Here is an 18,436-nt window from a genome sequence, read left to right on the forward strand (position 1 = left end):
TATTAGCCCCAAAATAGTTATTGTTCTTTAACTTTTAATAAATGGCTATACCCCATAATTTTAAAAACTCTTTCAGTTAGCGTTTCTCTAACACTATTACCTGGTTCAGCAAGCCAATCTGAATAATCAACAGTTATTCTAAAAGGTCGTTGCCCTTCTGGGATTTCTACTATCTCTGCTATTCGGTCTGCAACTCCCTGAATAGGTGCAGGTCCAAATCTGAAAAGATTTCTCAATCCTTGTTCATAGTTATTGTAGTCATTGTCAAGCTTACTGTAGGCATCAATGACTTTAGTATCTTTAGGGAATTCCGCTGTTTCAAAATGAGAAGTACCCTCCATAAAAACACCGGGCATTAAAATGGTTGTTTCAATACCAAACTGACTAATTTCATAAGCGGTATTTTCAGCTAAAGCATCTAGACCAGCCTTTCCAATGACGTATGGAGTCATAAACGGTCCAGTTACATTTGTAATACCACTTCCTACATAAAGAATCAAACCTCTCTGTTGTTTTCTCATATATGGAAGTACTGCTCAATTTAGGCGGTGAGCTCCAAGAACATTCGTGTTAATCGAACTTGCAATCTGTTCAGGTGTGAACGCTTCGGAATAGCCAATAAACAAATGAGCTGCATTATGAATTACAACATCAATTGTACCTTCTTTTTCAATAATCTTTTTAATAGCGTCAGTACATGACTCTTCCAAGTGGATATCAAGGTCTACAATCTCAATTTTTTTTAATTTGCTTTCTACAAATTGTTTGAGGGCTGTTGACTTGTGACTATTTCTTCCTTTAGGATCTCTTATGCCTGCATAAACGTTATGTCCTTTTACTGCTAGGGTTTGTGCAGTATGCAAACCCATTCCTGAACCAGCCCCTGTAATAAGGATGGTTAATTGTTTTTTGGTTTTCATAGTATTAAAATTATTAATTAGTAATATCTGTTGAGCTTGCAAGTACTTCGTAAGCTGTCATCGTTTTTTGCACAGCATCAATTTTTTGTTTTGCATAGTGATAAGCATCTTTACCCATAAAAAAATGAACAGGTGGTTTTTCTTCTTTGCTTAATGCAATTAGTACGTCTGCTCCTTTTTCAGGGTCATTTGGCTGATTTCCATCAATATCGTTTAAATGAGCCAGCTCCATCTCTCTTGCTGTTTTGTATTCAGAAATAGGATTTTCCGCCGTCTGAACAGATTCTTTTGAAAGAAAGTTAGTCCTAAAATAACCTGGGTAAACTAATGTAGTGTGAACATTAAATGGCTTCATTTCTTCAGCAAGAGCTTCACTAAATCCAGCGACAGCAAATTTTGTTGAACAATAAATTCCGAATCCGGGGAAACTTCCAATATATCCTCCTACCGAGGAGATGTTGAAAATATGACCAGATTTCTGTTTACGCATAAAAGGTGTAGTGTGACGTATCACATTGAGATAACCAAACACATTAACTTCAAAATTCTTTTGTACTTCAACTTGTGATAATTCTTCTAAAGTGCCAATTAAAGCATATCCAGCGTTGTTAACTACTACGTCAATCTGACCAAAATGTTCGACGCAGTTATGGATTCCCTTTTTTACGTCTTCACTATTTGTCAAGTTCATTTCAAGAGGCAGAAATACTTCAGATAATGGACCAATTTCGTAGATCAGTGATTGAACTGTTCGCGAACTTGCCGCAACACAGTAACCTTCTTTTAACAATTTTTTTACCAATATTAGCCCCAAACCTTTTGAAGCACCTGTTACAAACCAAACTTTTTTTGTCTTCATTTTTTTAAATTTTAATTGATTAAATGATGAAACAAAATTAGTTTGATGAAAAGATACTGATGTAACCTAATCAACGAATGGTATAGTTAAATCGTGAATTGGAATTTTTGTTGGTTTCATATTACGATTTTTATACTAAGACGATTAACGAAAGATTGTTAATTAATTCAATAATGTTTTTAAAAAATTATCTAAAAAAATTGTAAAAAGAAAGGTATTATGAATAATAGATAATGATGCATGGTGTTAAAATCCCGAATTTAATAGTAATAAATCAGCTATTTTGCAAACAATTGTTTCAATAGAAGAACATTAAAAATACAGTACTAGTTTTAAAATCAACCAACTAAATTAACATCAAATCAAAGGCTTACATTTTTTTGAGAAGTAAAAATACTTTAGCAGTAAGTTCCCGAATTCAATACCATGAATTCAGGAATTAACTGATAAAAAACAGTCCAGGTATTTATAAAGTTTTAAAATGGTCTCACATCTCAAAAGAAGTTAATTGTTATGCTGCATCCCTAAAATTCTTCCTCAGTCATAATGTTATTTGCCATGGCACCTACAAAACTACCTGTAGCTACTGCATTCGCAACAGAACGCATCGGACTTGCAGTATCGCCACAGGTAAAGACATCCGCTACGGTTGTTTTTTGAAACATATCTACTTTTATAAGACCTTGTTCTGTGAGTTCACAGCCCAGCATTTCGGGAATTTTGCAATGTTACTCAAAGTCGGGACGCGAATAAATGGCTTTTAGATCAAAGGTGGAAAGATCTTGGAAAACAATTTGTTGAACTTTACCTTTTTCATGTTTCAGGTAGGCAATTTCTTTTTCAATAATCGGAATGTTGTGCTTGGAAATTTTGTCGGTTTGCTCTTGCGTCAACGTAGATTTTCCATTGGTAAAAACAGTGAGGTCTTTCGTCCAGTTGCGGATAAGTTGGGCATAATGCAAGGCAAAATTTCCATTGGCCAAAATCCCTGTTTTTTTATCTTTCACTTCATAGCCATGACAATAAGGGCAATGAATGACTGAAATTCCCCAACAATCTGAAAAGCCTTTGATGTCAGGCATAATATCTTTTACACCAGTTGCAAAAACAAGTTTATGGGCTGTAAATGACAAGCCGTTTTGTGTAGTGATTTCAAAACCTTTTTTGGTTTTCTTTCCCTCAACTGCAAGATCATTCAGGAACTTTACGGTGTTATACTTCAAAACTTGTGCTTTTGCTGCTTCGGCTATAGCACTTGGTTTGACACCATCTTGTGTAATGAAATTATGCGAATGTGGCGTTTGTCGGTTGCAGGGCAATCCGCTGTCAATAATTAAGACATTGCGTAAGGCTCTTCCCAAAGCCATTGCGGCAGAAAGGCCAGCATAGCTTCCGCCAATGATGATTACATCAAAATTTTTATTGTCGTTCATAAGATTAAATTTTTCAAAAGAAGTTAGCGGAAAAGGCAATGCCATTGCTGTTAAGGCAAGTCCGCCTTGTTTGATAAGGGTTCTCCTTGTTATCTTTTTGTTCATTTTAAATATTTTTCGGAAAAGGATCATGGAACGTTACACCATTGTCAAACTGATAGTTTTCTTGTTCCTGCAGTAAACATTTTTCAAGTTCCATTATCATCTTTTCTTGATCAATATCCTGACCAATAAATACCAGCTCATTCATTCTGTCTCCCCATTGTTTACTCCAGCGTTCTTCAATCTCCACCTGATTATCCATAAATGAAGCATAGCTCATCCGTTCGTTAAACGGCATACTTGCCCACCAAACACCGGCTCTTTCAATTCGTGTTGAACCACCTGCCTGGCTAAAATTAATAGCATCATTTGGCCGTGAAGCCAGCCAAAATAATCCCTTGGCTCGGATAATGCCGCTTGGATAGGCTTCATTCAAATAATTCCAAAACCGTTCCGGATGAAAGGGCTTTTGATTTCGAAATACAAAAGAGGAAATGCCATATTCTTCTGTTTCTGGGGTGTGAGCACCACCTTCCAGTTCTTTTTGCCACCCTGCCGATGTTTGGGCTTCTGCAAAGTCAAATAGGTTGGTGTTTAAAATTTCCTTCAGTTCAACTTTGCTAAAATCTGAAGTTAGAATTTTTGCACCTGGGTTTAATTTTTGAATAGATGCTTTCAAAAGCCCAACCGTTTTGGTATCTACCAAATCTGTTTTGTTTAAAATAATCACATTGGCAAACTCTATTTGGTCGGTCAGCAGGTTCACAATGGTTCGATAGTCGCCATCCATATCAGTTAACTTTCGGTCAGCCAATAATTCGTTGGTGCTAAAATCATTAAAAAAATTAAAACAGTCAACTACGGTAACCATAGTATCAATATAGCTGAATTTAGACAAATCTATCGCACCGTCTTCGCTCACAAAACTGAATGTCTGTGCAACAGGAACTGGTTCACTAATGCCTGTGCTTTCAATCAGCAGATAGTCAAAACGGCCTTCTTTGGCTAACTTTTCTACTTCCACCATCAAATCTTCTCGAAGCGTACAGCAGATGCAACCATTGCTCATTTCTACAAGCTTTTCTTCAGTTCTCGAAAGCACATTTTGTTCGTTCACAAGTCGTGCGTCAACATTTACCTCGCTCATGTCATTGACAATTACGGCAACTTTCAAGCCTTCTTTGTTATGCAAAACATGATTGAGCAAGGTGGTCTTTCCTGCTCCAAGGAAACCGCTCAAAACGGTTACGGGTAATTTTTTTTCAGATATCATAGTAAATTATTAATGCAACAATGTTGCAAAAATAAACATTATCTTTGTAAACACAACAATGTTGCATTAAAGAAAGTCAAGAAAATGAAACAGTCAAGAAATACAGTAGCCAAATCAACAATTTTAAACCTCATTACACAATCTAGAGTAGCAATGTCAGCAGCAGAAATCCAAGTAGCATTGGACGGCTTGTGCGACAGGGTAACAACTTACAGAGTATTGGAAAGGTTGATCGAAGAAGATGTTATTCATAAGGTGGTCAATGTTGACGGTGGAGTCAAGTTTGCCGGTTGCCATAGTTGTGCAGCGGTGCACAACCACAATCACATCCATTTTAGCTGTCAGAAGTGCAAGACGGTCACTTGTCTGGAAGACGTCAAACCATCATTTGAACTACCTCAAAAATATAAGGTCACCGAAGTTAATTTTACAGTCTTGGGGTTTTGTCCGCAATGTTCATGAGTTTGTCTTTCTCCTCATAAATCTTTCCCCTCAGAGAAATACCCACAATCCAAGTAATAAATAAATATTAAAACACTTCAAGATCACACCTTCGCCAACTGTTTCATTCGACCCTGATAAGACTGCAAATAATTCCGTTTGGTCGTGTCATTCAAAAAAGAGGCGGCTACCATTTTTTCAACCAAATCAGATTTAGAGAGCATCAATTCCATAATGGCTTGAAAATTCTTTTCACCAATTCCGGCTAGCTCCGCTAATTTGGCAAATTGCAAACCTATTTTACCTTGAGCCAAATTTTTAGGCAATAAACCATCGTCTAAGGCAAAATCTTTATCATCTATATGAATACGACTATTGAGCAAGTCATAAGCCGGACTCAAACGATAGTCGCCCATTAACGTTTCAATAACAGAAAAATTTTTAAAATGAGCGTCTCCATTCGAAAAAAGATAATTAAACACCAATAATTTCAATAGCTTGGGAGCTTCTATTTTATAGGTGGGCAAATGCCTTTGCATCAACTCAAACAGTTCTAAATAGTTACCTAAATATTTGTAATCAGTACCATGTGTTTGCGGTGTTCGCTGTGCCAAGGAAGCAAAATCTTCTTGAGCTAATTTTGAACCATCGCTTTGAACATCAAATCGTTTAGTGATATAGGCTGGAGTACCATCTTTAAAAAAAATCATCGCGTTTTCCGCTGTTTCTATACCATACAATTGACGAGCTATTTGCATAGTTAAATGCTCATTGGCAGGCATTTGATCGGGTTTCTTTCCTGCACCGGGAATGGGTTTCAAAATATAGGTACCTTGCTCATTTTCAGCTATGAGTCGTAGTTTGTTTTTTTCAAGGAGAACAGAAAATTTTTCTTGAACACCGGATATCGACAGTTGTCTTCGGTTTTCCTCAAACAAAGCAGCTGTTTCGGCATTAGAAGCAGGAGAAACATAAGGCAAAACATGATGCACTTTTTTACCTTGAAACACTCTGTTCAAAGCAGTTTGGCTATAGGTGTTAAACCCGCTGGCTAATGTTCCCGGACAATGTGTAAAGGTCAATAAATCGGTATCGGTTACGATGTCTTTTGCTTTCATAAATAGCGATTATACGTTATACTTCCTGGGCTATTTCAATAACACGTACAGCCCCGATGCTGTCATTCTTGGCAGTGGTAAGCAACAAACCAAAATAGTCGTTACGGTCAATTCTATTTAATTTGCAAACAACCTGCTTGTTAGAACCTTCGGGGAGTAAATTATAAAAAAAAGGAAAAAGATAGGGTGACTGATACTCCTGCTGTACTTTAGGTAAACCCAAGCTAATGGCAGGTTTATTCTCGTTGGCAAACCAGGCATTATGATAACGAAAGCTAAACGAACCATCATCATGCTGGATTAAAATTCCAGCCTCTTCATTTTTAAATAGTATTTTAGCACTTCTCATTTACCAATCGTTTTAACTTTTAAGCAAACTTCCATACCTAACACGTCGGCTATCTTTTGCAAGGTCAACAACGTTGGATTTCCTTTTCCGCTCTCCAGCTGTTTCAAGGTCCGCAAGCCAACGCCAGATAGTTCCGCCAAGGTCTCTTGTGTAACTTGCAAAACTTCCCTACGTTCTTTGATGGTTTGTATGATTTCCATAAAGTGCATTATATAGCATTATTTAATACAAATATATAACTATTTTTCTATTTCACAACAAAAAGAGCATTAAAAAGCACTATTAGGTATTTAAAAGACAATAATCAAAGTAATGATGTCAAAAAGTGCAGTAAAAAGCACTTTTAAAGAATAAAAACAACAACCTACTTAAGTCCAAATTGGTAAAGTTCCAAAAATTCCAACCTATGCCACAATGTTCACAAACTATATTTGTTCACGTTGCCGTGAATAGTAAATAAAAGTGAACAATCTATTATTTTTGACACATCCCATTTGCGTAACACTACACAATCTGTAGTAAATAGCAAACAAAATACAGTACTTAAAACAGGATTTCATTACTAAACTAAAACACCACGCCCTCCACATCCACAACACCTCCCCCTCCTTCAGAGATGGCTGGGGTAAGGTTAAAATTTTAATAAAAAATTCAAATTTTCCACAAAACTCTCACCGACTCGTCTCTCCCTCCTTCGGAGGGGGTTGGGGGGAGGACAAATTGACCCATCGCCACATCCCCAAATTGACACATCCCCAAATTGACCCATCGACACATTCCCAAATTGACACATTAAAACTTTCCCCTACCTTAGCATAAAATTTACCTCATGCACCTCCCCCATTCCCAAAACCTCCCAGTCCCAAAACTGGCAGCTTCCTTTGCAAACACCTCAGCAACCTATAAGTTCTATTGGCTGTTGAGTATAATTGAATTTGTAGAAGAAGAGCAAACAACCATTCAAAAAAAGCAACTCTTTGCCCGAATGATTAGCAATGCGTGGTACACCGTAAATTATTTCCATGTATCGTTTGGAAAACAAGATGTAATACAACAAGCAGTGCAAACCATACGCGAACAAGAAAAGCTTACCATCGACTGCAAGAAAACGACACTGCAAACCATTTTAGAAAATTCGCACCTAAAATCCACACAACAAACTTTAGCACATTTCAATAAAAACGTACCGCATTGGTTTCTTTCCCCATGGTTCAGCAAAGCAAAAGGAGAAAATGACACAACCTTCCGCAATAGAATATACAGTCAATCACAAAATTTTGAAAACGATTGCCTGTATGCTCTCCATGAAGATCAAATTACCATCAACCCAATATGGGTGGAATACATAAAAGCAAATGCTAAAATTATAAAAGATTTTATCTATTGGAATTTGACACTGTTTCTTCAGGTCCGCAATCCCAGTGTGCCGGACATTGCCAATAAACTAATCAAGCCGCCTTTTAGAGGGGCACTAACCAATCAGCGTAAAAACTATTGGGATATAGTTTTCAAAGAAGTGGGAACAATAGAGTGCATTTTCACACAAATGCCCTTAGCAATAGATAAGTACGCTTTAGACCATTTCATACCACACGCTTTTGTTTCGCACAACTTAATTTGGAATCTAGTGCCAATTAATAAAAACTTTAACGCCACCAAAAGCGATAAACTCCCAATAATGGAAACGCATTTCGATAGCTTTTTCAAAATTCAAAAAACCGCTTTCGAAATCATAAGCCACTACAGCCCAAAAAACAAACTACTGGAAGAATACATTTCGCTTTTCCCTGATGATAGCAGTACATCAGGCTTTAATTATAACCGCTTTAAAGAAAACATTCAACCATTAATTACGATAGCTCACAATAATGGGTTTGGGTATTTATAATTGATAAAAATTTAGCTTTTTTTCCATCAATATGAGAAAGACTATTGTTAAAACACAATTAATATTTACTTTTATCTTACTGTAAAATAATTAATTACAGAAAAACTGTTTTTAATTTAATTATGAGTAATAATATGGATAGCAAGGATTTCGAAAATTCAATTCAAATTCCAATTGATTTTGAAGTGGTCAAATGGCCACCTCAAGAAGAATTCCCATTAAACATCAAATTAATTAAAAGAACAACAGAAGCTATACTGCATAAAGATATTCAAAATAGTACGGATTATTTAATCATTACTGGCTTCACATCGCTATCAAATTTAGTTGACTTATTTGGCAGTAAAGATTTTGAAAAACTGAATAAAGTTCGAATTTTAATTGGTTTTGAACCTAATTTAAGAGGACGGAAAAGTTATCAAAAATTTGGATTGGATAAAGAGATAAAGGATTACTGGCTTAAAAATAGATTTTCTATCATGCAAGGTGGAGCAGTGATCAACCTCATTAACAAAATTGAAAATAGTTTAATTGAATTTAAATTCAAAGATAAACTACATGCTAAAATATATGTTGGTGACGAATTTGCCATTTTGGGTTCCTCTAATTTTAGTAGAAATGGTTTAACTTCACAGGAAGAAGCAAATATAAGAGTTAAAAACTCAAAAGATCGCGTCTCTGAAAAAAAGCAGTACGATAGTATAAAACTTATTGCTGAAAGTTATTATGAGGAAGCAACACCTTATAATAACAAGATTATTGAATTACTCAAAGAACTAATAAAGGAAGTAACTTGGGAAGAAGCTCTAGCTAGAGCGATAGCCGAAATACTAGAAGGAGATTGGCTAAACGAATACAAAGAAATTCTTGGAAAGTTAGAACAAATTAAACTTTGGCCTACACAGTGGAAAGGACTTGCACAAGCAGTATCTATCTTGCAAAGACAATCAAATGTTTTAATAGCAGACCCAACGGGTGCAGGAAAAACCAAACTTTGCACATCTGTCATTCTATCACTTAAACATTGGCTGTATGAAATTGGTAAAAATTACAGTACTAATTCATTAATAATTTGTCCACCACTAGTGGTACAAAAATGGGAAGATGAATTCCGGGCTATGAAAAGGATGAACAATACACAAAGGTCAATGGGTCTATTGAGTAATGCTTCCGGAACAAATAAAAAGAAAATAACAGAGGAGTTAAAAATAGCCAACATTTTAACAATTGACGAAGCCCACAACTATCTTTCTCCACATTCAAACAGAACAGCTCTAATTAAAGATAATCACGCAGATTTCAAAATTCTAATTACAGCAACACCTATCAGTAAAAAAGTAGAGGATTTATTGCGTTTAATTGAATTGCTTGATATTGACAACTTAGATGATAAAAATTTTGAGCTTTATAAAGAATTAGTAAATAAACCGTATAAAAGAAGTCGAAATGAAAATGTTCAAAACCTAAGAAATTTTATAAGCCAGTTTACAGTGCGTAGAACAAAAAAAACACTGAATAATGAAATTGATAAACAGCCGGAAAAGTACTTAAATGCACTAAACAAACCCTGTAAATTCCCTAAACAAATTGAAAAAACATATACAACAAAAGAAACAAAAGAAGACAAAGAAATTGTAGCTCAAATAAATACATTGATTCAAAAAATTAAAGGAATTACTTACCTATATACTTTTCACAAACCAAACTTTGAAATTAGTAATGAAGATAGCTTAGAAGGATATATACAAAAGAGAATTAATTCAGGCAAAGCACTTTCAACCTATATGATTAGAGCCGCACTTCGTTCTTCTCATGTAGCGTTGGTTGAGCACATTGAAGGTTCAGATAAAGCAATGAAACATTTTGGTTTTTCTGGAAAAACAAAAGGCACAGGAGATAAGTTGAATAAATTAGATTCCTATATAAAAAGAGCTAAATTACCGATTCGAAATCCTATGTTCAAAAAAGAGTTATTCCCTGAATGGCTTGTAGAAAAAGAGGCTTTTTTAAAAGCTTGCCAAGAGGAATATGAAGTGTATAGTCAAATTAGTAATCTAGCAAAAAAACTATCCGGAAATAGAGAAATGGGCAAAGTAAAACAGCTGATAGCTGCCAATACAAAGCACGACAATATCATTGCTTTTGATAGTACTGTGATAACGCTTTATTATTTCAAAATGCTTTTCGACACTCATTTTCCAGAACAAAAAATACTAGTAGCAACTGGTAATGAAAAAGATAATGATAGTAAAAAAGTGATGGAAGTTTTTAATCTTCTATCCACTTCAACTGACAAATACATTGCACTTTGCTCAGATAAGATGTCCGAAAGTATAGATCTCCAAAAAGCATCTTGCATTGTACTTCTTGATTTACCCAGTGTACTTCGTATTGTCGAACAACGTATTGGACGAGTGGACAGAATGGATAGTCTAAACGAAAGCATAGAAATTTTTTGGCCGGATGATTCCGAAGAATATTCATTAAACGCAGATAGCCGACTCATTCAAACAAATGATATGGTAGAGCAGATTTACGGTTCAAATTTTAATATTCCGGAAAATTTAAAAGAACGATTTTTTGAAAAAACAGAATCTGTTAAATCCATAATAAAAGAATACAAAGACTTTGTAGATAAGGATGAATCCTGGACAGGTATACATGATAGTTTTCAACCAATAAGTGATCTAAAAGAAGGTCCAACGGCAATAATCAAAGAAAAAGATTATAATGAATTTAAAAATGTAACGGCAGAAGTAAAAACCAGAGTGAGTTTCCTGGAAAGTAATCAAAACTGGTGCTTTATTGCTTTACGAGGAGACAAAAACAAAAGCCCAAAATGGTACTTTATAGATGATAAAGATATAATACATACAGATTTTCCGGACGTATGTCAGCAATTACGAAACGCAATAACAAAAAATGTAAATGAATTAACTTGGCAAGAACAGCCACTTGAAAAATACATCAAATTGTTCAAACATAAAGAACGTGAACTGCTCCCACCTAAAAAAAAGAGAGCTTTAGAAGTCGCAGAAGCAATTATTGAGGCAAAGCTTAAATCAAAAGATATTAGTTTGATTTTAAGAAGTAATCTTAATTATTCACAAAATCTATTAAACTCCAAAACAGAGGAAGTAGTTGATTTTGAAAGACTCGCCGAAGAATGGATTGACATATTACAACCATACCTCGATGAAAAAAGGAGAGCTAATAAACGTAAAAAGATCATCCTCAATCTATCAAACCTAAAGAATGATTATAAAAAAATAGATTTCGAAATGATAAATTTTGAAAAACTTTTTGATAAATGCATTATTGCTGATGATGTTGATAAGCGAATTGCAGCTTGTATAATAGGAGTTGCAGCTAAAATTGATCAACCGTAAAATAGTTAATGCTACTGTCATTATCAAACACTTAGATTGTCTTTGTAGTGATTAATGTTATAAACTTTAAAAAAAATTTCTGAATATTATCGAATCGTCTATAAAATTGTTCAAAACAATTTAAAATTATGGATATAAATCAATAATCTATTTTTAAATTTGACACATTATGTCAACAGAAACGATAGGCGAAAAGTTAAGACAAATTCGAGAAGGAATGGAACTTTCATTGCGGAAAGTTGCTAATTTACTCGATATTGACGTTGCGATTTTGAGCAAAATGGAACGTGGAGAGCGAAGAATAACAAAAGAAGTAGTTCTGAAACTTGCTGACATATATGATTACAACACAGATGACCTTTTGGTTTTATTTCTAAGCGACAAGATTTTATTTGAAATTCATGGTGAAGATTTAGGAATTGAAGCTTTGAAGGTTGCAGAGGAAAAAGCAAAATATTTAAAAGCGAACAAGAAGAAATGACGATAACAGAACTAAAGAAAATGTGGGAAGAGTTTGGAGATATTCCAACTAATTCAGACGATGAAATCGAAGTTAATTTTTATTGTTGGGAAAAAGGAACATATCGCTTTGATATTTGGCATTGGTTTGACGAAAAATTGCCAAATGGACTGGCAGTGGATTTTAATTTGGTATAATAAATATGGCATTACCCATCAACATAGATGAATTACTACATGGCAATACAATCGAATGGGATCGTATTGAGTTAAAAAAAGGATGGAATCCCGAAGACATCGTTCATTCTTTATGTGCATATGCCAATGATATTAACAATTGGGATGGAGGCTACATCATTATTGGCGTTGAAGAAGAAAACGGGAAAGCCAAATTACCACCTATAGGTTTACAAATCCAAGATATAGATGCTATCCAAAAAAAATTAATTGAATTAGGTCATAAGTTAAGTCCTGCTTATATTCCTGTTTTTCAACCCTATTTCATAAATGAAAAACCTATTCTGGTTGTTTTTGCTCCTGCCGGCGATAACAGGCCCTATAAAGCCCCCGTTAGTTTAAGTGAAAAAAGACCGGAAAGAGCAATGTACATTAAACGTGGTTCAAAAACAGTAAAAGTCAAAGACAGTTCAGAGGATGAAAGAAGACTCATTGAACTTACAGCTCGCATTCCTTTTGATGATCGAATCAATCAAACAGCTTCATTAAATGATTTGAGCTTGCGATTGATTCAAAATCATTTAAGTGAAGTGCGAAGTTCGCTGTACGAAGAGAGTACTAAAATTCCATTCTCGGAATTATGCAGACATTTAATGATAGTCAAAGGTTCCGATGAATTAGTTCGACCTACAAATGCCGGATTGCTCTTGTTTAATGAAAACCCGGACAAATTCTTTTCAGGGGCAAAAATTGAGTTGATCATCCACAATAATAAAATTGGAAAAGACTATACCGAAAAAACATTCACTGGTTCTATCATACAGCAAATTAGGGATGTGTTGCAGTATTTCAAAACCAATATCATAGAAGAGTTGGTTGTAAAATCGCCCAATCAAGCAGAGTCGATTCGCTTTTTCAATTATCCTTTTCAAGCTATTGAAGAAGCTGTAGTCAATGCAGTGTACCACAAAAGCTATGAACGAGAAAATCCGGTAGAGATTCAAATACATAAAGATAAAATCGAAATACTGAGTTTCCCGGGTCCTATGCCCCCTATCAATCAAGCAATGCTGCAAAAACATAGAGTTGTAGCACGAGATTATAGAAATCGTAAAATTGGTGGTTTTTTAAAAGAGTTGAAACTTACAGAAGGAAGAGGAACAGGATTGCCCATTATTCATAGTAGTTTAGAAGAAAACGGTTCGCCACCACCTATTCTTGAAACTGATGCAGAAAATGCCTATTTCTTGTGCATTCTTCCAGTTCATCCACTAACCGAATCCGTCTTAGGCTCTCAAGATGACCTAAGAAAGAACAATGATAAAGTATTTATATTCAGTTCATTAAATCAAATTGACAAACATCTTAGGTCGCAAAAAAGTCTGAAAAGAGACCAAGTTGAAACTAAGTTGTTAAATCAAATAGAATCCATTTATCTAATCGTGTTGAGGCATTGCAAACAACCCCAAAGTCGCTTAGCCATTTTGGAAAACTTGGAATTGTACAATAATAGCCGGAATTTTGAGAACTATGTAAAACCGCTTATTGAAATTGGCTGGTTAAACCTCACCATACCGGATAAACCAACTAGCAAAAATCAACAATATTATACTACCGAGTTAGGTAAAAAACTGCTGCTTGAAATTTCAGAAGAAATAGAAACAAAAATTAAACGAATTTCAGTAGCCTCTTCCAACATTGCCTCTGTGGGTTATGACAAAGAAGCCCAAATTTTAGAAGTAGAATTTCACCACGGAGCGGTTTATCAGTATTTCGACGTACCGGAAAAAATATATAAAGAGTTTATAAATTCCCCTGCTAAAGGCAGCTATTTTATGAATGAAATAAAGGATATATTTGAATATCAAAAAATATAAAATGAACGTATTCAGAAATAAAAATATAAAATAATTTATACTCTTCGCATAATAGATAAAGATACCAAGAATAACCTCCCACCATTCCATATTTTGAATCTTAAAATTTCGCTCAAAATAGAAATCTATAAATCATTCCACTATGCAATTCCAAAATTTAACTATGCAAAAACGAAAAGAACTAAAAATCAGTTTTAATCATAAAAAAAGATGCCTCTCAGCATCTTTTTATTTATCATTTCTTCTTCGGCACAGGCGGCTTTAATGAAGGTGTATTGCCTGGTGTGTCTTTATTATCTCGTTGTCGTCTGTCTGGTTTTCCTGTGGAGTCAGCTATTCTTTTTGGTCCTGGTTTAAGTGCCATGATTTTAAGATTTAATTGGTTATATATCAAATATATAAATAAAAATAAGGATGATAATTGAATCTGACGAATACTTAATTAAAAGTTAGAAAAAAAAACCTTCATGTAGTAAACTTTCATCAAAAATAGAACAGTATCAAAAACTGAAGTAGTGCTAAAAGTCTTTAATCCCGAATTGACAAGAAATTATCCAAAATTGACAAGTATGCTTATTCACACAAATTAATAAAATAGTGGTTCAGACTAATTTTAGTCTGGTTTATTTTATTACCATCTGAAATACATTTAACTAGTCTCAAATCTGTAAAGCCACAGATATTATTTAGTAAATCATTTGAAATCCAGTTTAATGGTGAATTGATTTTACCATCAATAAGCTCTTGAATCCAGTTATTGATAGTATTGTACCAGTACTTTCCGTCTTCGTTTTGCACATAACCAATTAAAGCACTATGGTCTAAATTTACTCCATGAACATTTTGCTTAAACCTCTCGATACCTCCTGAAAACTTAGTTGGATCATTACCTAAAACATATTCTTTTTCTCTGCTTTTGATCATTGCAGTTGTTAATCGTTTAGACTCAATAGTAAAAAATGGAGTTGGGTCTGAAAAATGCTTAAAAACACCTATGTCTACTCGCCTATCAATTCCTTTCGCTTGTTTTTGTTTAGTCTCAGCTTGAAAGATAAAAGCCTGACTTTTGGCAAAATGACTTAATGTTTTACCAAGTTGCTCGTTTAGATTTTCTTCAGATTCGTTTATTTTACCTTTAAAATGCTCTTGAAATTTATATAAAGTTTCTTCTAGAAAAATAATTAATTTTTCCTTGATTGTTCCTTTTTTAATCGAAGGATTGGGAACGTTAGATACATGATTATAGTTGTCTTTTAGCATTAGTATCCAGCTTTATAAAGATCAACAATAGTTTCATCAGCATCTCTTAAAGCAATTGATTGCAACCAGTATCTCAACTTTTTGGGTTTAATTAAATAGATTAAATCCCCATCATAGATTTTTACAACACGATTTATTCTGTAACTTGTCCCTATCTTATTATAAACTAGTTCAGCAATATGGGTTTCAATCTCTAATTCAGTTTTCAAAGTGTTGGTAATAATATTACTTTCTACTCCGTACTCAAAAACATAACAAATAAAAGATTCTGTTTGATAGATGCTTTTTTGAAAGTATTTTTTCGGTTCAGTTTCAAACAAGGAATTTAAAACCTCAATAAATGTTTTACCAAATCCATTCAATTCGTTTTCAGTAGCGTTCTTTAAAACTTTTATATTGTTGTCTTTTCCTAAAAACTCTAAACCGTAATCTAAAGTGTCCTTAATTAAAATTTCTTCAAATTTAGTTAACTCAATCTCGTTTTCATCTACCGGAAAAGGAAGATTCATAATATCTTGTTTATATACAGGAAAAGTAGATTTTGTTACTCCAGCTCTTGCACTTGTAGTTATTAAATAAAACCTATATAGCTGATTATTATGGATTCTTTCCTTTAAATTAAGAAGTAATTGTTTATCTTCTTTAGAACTATGTATACCAATAACTTCATTCCTATAGGTAAGATAAGTATCCGAAAAATAAATTGGAATTGTCTTATTTCCAATACTTCTTTTTATCAATAGTAGAGGTGGTTTAAATATTGTTTCTTTTCTTATAGCTTCAATATACTCCTCTTCAAAAGAATCAACAATATCGTCGCTGTTTATCCCATTCTCGGTAAACTTTTCAGTTGGAATGGTGGGTTTCTGAAAAATTATTTTATCAATATCTTTATTTTTCTTGTTACCAATAAAAAATCCGACACCAACTAACCATCCTGATTTTTTTTCTTTTTCATCTAAATATTCGCCTAAAGAAGGAAAGTTTTTCAATTTATTTATTAAATGTACCAAGCGTCCTCCTCCAAGTAGATTTGATTTCCAAACAAAAGGATTGTCTAAAGCATCTACTTTACTAACTTTATGAAAGTCATAGTGGTCAATTTCAAAGTACTGTCGCTCTTTAGCAGTTTTCAACTTTTTAACTGTAATATGATAAATTGGATTTGTATCAGGAACTTTGTTTTCTAGGAAAAAGGCTGAAACAGCAACATTTTTCTCATTCCCTTTATTCTTAAATAGAATATTACTTAAATAAGTAAAATCTATTATTTGTGGGATATTATATTCACTAAATAACCACTTTCTAAAATTTATTGGTTTTTGGGAATTATTATATAGAAGTGGTCCAGAGGGCAAAACAAAAGAAAGAATACCACTTTCCTTTTCAACTAAACTCATGCTAACCACTGTAAAAAGAAGCGAACTTTGAAATTTTGGTATTGGTACCTTTAAATTTAAATCTGAAATAAAATTAATAATTTTGTAATTTTTAGTTCCATATTCTATAAAAGGTGGATTTCCTATAACTAAATCAAATTTACTAGACTTATTTACCAAATACCAATCAAAAAAATCAGAATTAACTACATTATCACTTAAATTATCAAACCGAAGGTTCTCCCAAATAACTTTTGGTGATAAAATATCACATAAGGTTAAACTCAAACTAAAAATAGCTAAATCAACAGCTTCATTGGCAATATCAACACCATAGATACTTTCTTTTAATAATTTCTTAAGCTCTTCTAAATTTTCTTTACCAGGTACAATCCATTTTCCTGTTTTTTTATAATTAGTAACTCTCCACCAATCGATAATTCGTTTGTAGGCAGAAACTAAAAAAATTCCAGAACCACAAGCAGGGTCAAGTATCCTAAAATCTTCTTTTGGTTGATTAATTGGCATGCATTCATCAATCATAAAGCTAACTAAATAGGAAGGAGTATAAGCAACTCCAGTACTATTATCAGCTTCAAGAAACATTTCATATATGCTACTGATTAACTCAATTGGTAAATAATTAAAAGAATATAACCTCCAAAAAACAAATTGATTTTTATCTAATTCACCAGATAAAAAATTAGCTAATGGAGTTAAATCTTTGTCCTTTAGTTGTTCTTTAAAATCATCTGATAAATAAAATATTTTACCATTGAAATGATTACTAAGGTAATCAAATAGGTTAATAGTGAATTCGTTGCCTTTTCGAATTGTTGCAGTAAAATCAGTTGAAAACCCAAACTTTTCTTGATTAAAAAAATCAGTGGTGAATACTCTGGTTTCATTTCCATTTTCATCAATATCAACTCTTTCTTCAAGATATTTTACTAAAATACCTAAAACTAAAAGTTTACTAGCAATTTCCTTGTCTAATTTTATTACATCAAGAAATTGATTTCTTGTTATCTTAAGTTGAGAAATAAGTTTTTCATAAGCAGTCTCTCCATAACCAAAATCATATTTAGTTTCTTCCCAAAACGAACCATTGTCAAATTTCTTTGCGGAATATTCTTTATACTTTTTTATTGCATCACCAGCAATACTTAAAGTTTCAAAAGGGGAAATATGTAAATCACCGCTCTTTTTTTGTTCTACAGGTTTTGAAGAATTAAAAAATTTTATTTCAGTTTTAGTGATTACAAGGTATAATCTAACTTCGGTACTGCTCCAAACATTTTTATGAATTTCTACGATATCTTCCTCGTGTGAAGTAAAATCAAAAATATAAAGTTGTGGTTTTGATGGTCTGTTTAAATCAGGAAAATTTCTAAAATAAACCGCGTCAGCTCCAACTTTTTTTGCTTTTTCAAGAGACAACCTTTGGTAGTAATTTACCGAAGGATCTTCAAGGTCTGAAACATGGATTAAGCCAAAAGAATTACCATCAGTATTTACCATCTCTAATTGAGAAAGTCCGCTAATAAATTCTTTTGATTGTATATTCATTAT

Annotated in this window: 13 protein-coding genes and 2 pseudogenes; 6 read left to right on the plus strand and 9 right to left on the minus strand. The window is 33.5% G+C overall.

Annotated elements, in window-relative coordinates; translation table 11 throughout:
* Positions 1-17: 17 nt before the first annotated feature.
* From B4N66_RS03820 to B4N66_RS03835, 4 genes and pseudogenes are all read right to left on the minus strand, one after another.
* Positions 18-920, minus strand: a pseudogene (locus tag B4N66_RS03820) (SDR family NAD(P)-dependent oxidoreductase).
* A gap of 13 nt (positions 921-933) precedes the next feature.
* Positions 934-1,779, minus strand: coding sequence for an SDR family oxidoreductase (locus B4N66_RS03825; protein ID WP_291092465.1), 846 nt, complete (start codon positions 1,777-1,779; stop codon positions 934-936).
* Positions 1,780-2,303: 524 nt separating this feature from the next.
* Positions 2,304-3,212, minus strand: a pseudogene (locus B4N66_RS03830) (NAD(P)/FAD-dependent oxidoreductase).
* 106 nt (positions 3,213-3,318) lie between these two features.
* Positions 3,319-4,527 (minus strand): GTP-binding protein, encoded by a 1,209-nt coding sequence (locus tag B4N66_RS03835; RefSeq protein WP_291092467.1) that lies wholly within the window; start codon positions 4,525-4,527, stop codon positions 3,319-3,321.
* Positions 4,528-4,611: 84 nt separating this feature from the next.
* Between B4N66_RS03835 and B4N66_RS03840 the strand changes: the two genes are divergently transcribed.
* Positions 4,612-4,989 (plus strand): Fur family transcriptional regulator, encoded by a 378-nt coding sequence (locus B4N66_RS03840; RefSeq protein WP_291092469.1) that lies wholly within the window; start codon positions 4,612-4,614, stop codon positions 4,987-4,989.
* Positions 4,990-5,072: 83 nt separating this feature from the next.
* On the opposite strand, the gene B4N66_RS03845 is transcribed toward B4N66_RS03840, so the two are convergent.
* From B4N66_RS03845 to B4N66_RS03855, 3 genes are read right to left on the minus strand one after another with little or no spacing between them, the layout of a single operon-like run.
* Positions 5,073-6,086: a HipA domain-containing protein gene (locus B4N66_RS03845; protein WP_291092471.1), complete on the minus strand. Its 1,014-nt coding sequence runs from the start codon at positions 6,084-6,086 to the stop codon at positions 5,073-5,075.
* A 16-nt stretch (positions 6,087-6,102) separates the two neighbouring features.
* Complete coding sequence (locus B4N66_RS03850) at positions 6,103-6,435, minus strand: HipA N-terminal domain-containing protein (RefSeq protein WP_291092472.1); 333 nt, start codon at positions 6,433-6,435, stop codon at positions 6,103-6,105.
* Positions 6,432-6,635, minus strand: coding sequence for a helix-turn-helix domain-containing protein (locus B4N66_RS03855; protein ID WP_291092473.1), 204 nt, complete (start codon positions 6,633-6,635; stop codon positions 6,432-6,434). Before B4N66_RS03855 ends, B4N66_RS03850 begins: the two co-directional genes overlap by 4 nt.
* A 629-nt stretch (positions 6,636-7,264) precedes the next feature.
* Between B4N66_RS03855 and B4N66_RS03860 the strand changes: the two genes are divergently transcribed.
* From B4N66_RS03860 to B4N66_RS03880, 5 genes are all read left to right on the plus strand, one after another.
* Entirely contained in the window at positions 7,265-8,323 is a 1,059-nt protein-coding gene (locus B4N66_RS03860; RefSeq protein WP_291092475.1) for an HNH endonuclease domain-containing protein, read from the plus strand.
* Positions 8,324-8,445: 122 nt separating this feature from the next.
* On the plus strand, positions 8,446-11,712 hold the full coding sequence (locus B4N66_RS03865) for an SNF2-related protein (protein WP_291092477.1): 3,267 nt from the start codon (positions 8,446-8,448) through the stop codon (positions 11,710-11,712).
* A gap of 169 nt (positions 11,713-11,881) precedes the next feature.
* The gene (locus tag B4N66_RS03870) at positions 11,882-12,193 is read left to right on the plus strand and encodes a helix-turn-helix domain-containing protein (RefSeq protein WP_291092479.1); all 312 of its coding nucleotides are present in this window, start codon (positions 11,882-11,884) and stop codon (positions 12,191-12,193) included.
* Entirely contained in the window at positions 12,190-12,369 is a 180-nt protein-coding gene (locus tag B4N66_RS03875) for a hypothetical protein (RefSeq protein WP_291092481.1), read from the plus strand. Before B4N66_RS03870 ends, B4N66_RS03875 begins: the two co-directional genes overlap by 4 nt.
* Positions 12,370-12,374: 5 nt before the next feature.
* The gene (locus tag B4N66_RS03880; protein WP_291092482.1) at positions 12,375-14,225 is read left to right on the plus strand and encodes a KTSC domain-containing protein; all 1,851 of its coding nucleotides are present in this window, start codon (positions 12,375-12,377) and stop codon (positions 14,223-14,225) included.
* 573 nt (positions 14,226-14,798) lie between these two features.
* On the opposite strand, the gene B4N66_RS03885 is transcribed toward B4N66_RS03880, so the two are convergent.
* Together B4N66_RS03885 and B4N66_RS03890 are read right to left on the minus strand one after the other, a co-directional pair.
* Positions 14,799-15,485, minus strand: coding sequence for a hypothetical protein (locus B4N66_RS03885; protein ID WP_291092483.1), 687 nt, complete (start codon positions 15,483-15,485; stop codon positions 14,799-14,801).
* Positions 15,485-18,433, minus strand: a complete 2,949-nt coding sequence (locus B4N66_RS03890; RefSeq protein WP_291092484.1) for an HsdM family class I SAM-dependent methyltransferase — start codon at positions 18,431-18,433, stop codon at positions 15,485-15,487. The genes B4N66_RS03885 and B4N66_RS03890 overlap by 1 nt, the downstream gene beginning before the upstream one ends.
* Between the last annotated feature and the right edge of the window lie 3 nt (positions 18,434-18,436).

Source organism: Flavobacterium sp. UBA2787, assembly GCA_002352205.1.
GTDB lineage: Bacteria > Bacteroidota > Bacteroidia > Flavobacteriales > Flavobacteriaceae > Flavobacterium.

What these genes read in the sequence shown, in the direction of transcription:
- B4N66_RS03875 (WP_291092481.1), top strand. Translation starts at nt 12,190, where the DNA reads ATGACGATAACAGAACTAAAGAAAATGTGGGAAGAGTTTGGAGATATT.
- B4N66_RS03845 (WP_291092471.1), bottom strand. Translation starts at nt 6,086, where the DNA reads ATGAAAGCAAAAGACATCGTAACCGATACCGATTTATTGACCTTTACA.
- B4N66_RS03885 (WP_291092483.1), bottom strand. Translation starts at nt 15,485, where the DNA reads ATGCTAAAAGACAACTATAATCATGTATCTAACGTTCCCAATCCTTCG.
- B4N66_RS03865 (WP_291092477.1), top strand. Translation starts at nt 8,446, where the DNA reads ATGAGTAATAATATGGATAGCAAGGATTTCGAAAATTCAATTCAAATT.
- B4N66_RS03890 (WP_291092484.1), bottom strand. Translation starts at nt 18,433, where the DNA reads ATGAATATACAATCAAAAGAATTTATTAGCGGACTTTCTCAATTAGAG.
- B4N66_RS03855 (WP_291092473.1), bottom strand. Translation starts at nt 6,635, where the DNA reads ATGGAAATCATACAAACCATCAAAGAACGTAGGGAAGTTTTGCAAGTT.
- B4N66_RS03880 (WP_291092482.1), top strand. Translation starts at nt 12,375, where the DNA reads ATGGCATTACCCATCAACATAGATGAATTACTACATGGCAATACAATC.
- B4N66_RS03870 (WP_291092479.1), top strand. Translation starts at nt 11,882, where the DNA reads ATGTCAACAGAAACGATAGGCGAAAAGTTAAGACAAATTCGAGAAGGA.
- B4N66_RS03860 (WP_291092475.1), top strand. Translation starts at nt 7,265, where the DNA reads ATGCACCTCCCCCATTCCCAAAACCTCCCAGTCCCAAAACTGGCAGCT.
- B4N66_RS03840 (WP_291092469.1), top strand. Translation starts at nt 4,612, where the DNA reads ATGAAACAGTCAAGAAATACAGTAGCCAAATCAACAATTTTAAACCTC.
- B4N66_RS03825 (WP_291092465.1), bottom strand. Translation starts at nt 1,779, where the DNA reads ATGAAGACAAAAAAAGTTTGGTTTGTAACAGGTGCTTCAAAAGGTTTG.
- B4N66_RS03835 (WP_291092467.1), bottom strand. Translation starts at nt 4,527, where the DNA reads ATGATATCTGAAAAAAAATTACCCGTAACCGTTTTGAGCGGTTTCCTT.
- B4N66_RS03850 (WP_291092472.1), bottom strand. Translation starts at nt 6,435, where the DNA reads ATGAGAAGTGCTAAAATACTATTTAAAAATGAAGAGGCTGGAATTTTA.